Source organism: Wandonia haliotis, assembly GCF_039523435.1.
GTDB lineage: Bacteria > Bacteroidota > Bacteroidia > Flavobacteriales_D > Crocinitomicaceae > Wandonia > Wandonia haliotis.
On the sequence record NZ_BAAAFH010000013.1, the window covers coordinates 1 to 738 of the forward strand.

2 protein-coding genes are annotated in these 738 nt (G+C 43.2%); both read left to right on the forward strand.

Features of this window, described 5'->3' with window-relative positions:
• Positions 1-121, forward strand: a 121-nt coding sequence (locus ABDZ97_RS12200) for an IS1 family transposase (RefSeq protein ID WP_343788048.1), incomplete at its 5' end; no start/stop codon positions are given.
• Positions 122-420: 299 nt separating this feature from the next.
• The coding region (locus ABDZ97_RS12205) for a hypothetical protein (protein ID WP_343788046.1) at positions 421-738 on the forward strand (318 nt) is incomplete at its 3' end.

The window sequence follows — 738 nt, forward strand, 5'->3', positions numbered from 1 at the left end:
TATTGAACGCAAGAATCTGACATTACGAACCCACGTAAAGCGATTAAACAGAAGAACAATTTGTTACTCAAAATCACTTCTTGCACTAAGTGCAATTATGAGGATTTATTTCTGGGGATAAACCCTTTTCTTCCAAGAAACAAGGATGAAAAATAGTTCTTAATTTCTTTTGAATACATCAAAAATGATCTTTGACAGATTGGAAATAGTTTACTTTCAACGACGGAAATCCCGCCCCGGCGCAGGGCGATAGCTTGACACAGCAGGCAGCCGACTGAACACTGTTGGGAGTCTGCGACATGAGAAGCACGCTAACAAAAGTAGAGAAGACGCGTCTGGCTGCAAGGCAACTAAAGCCCGGAGACGGAAAAGGCGGCTATATAATTATTTTCTTTTTACAAGCAGCAGGAAAATCTGCGTATGCGTGTGGCTTCAGTGGTGTATTTTACAACGTATTCAGCGAGTCTGCTTAGTTATCAATCGGCGAACCATTATTCGTATGATGTACACGGTAATGTAAAAGAAGTGATTCAGGACTTTCCGTTCTTTGGATTGCCCACCGATGAGATGTCTACACAATATGAGTACGAGCTGTTGAGTGGAAACATGAAAAAAGTCCGGTACCAGGCCGAAAAAATCGATCAACATACGCAGACGTATACATACGATGCCCTGAACCGTCTGAGAGCGGTGTACAGCAGTACGGATGCGATTCACTATCACCGGGAAGCGGGGTAT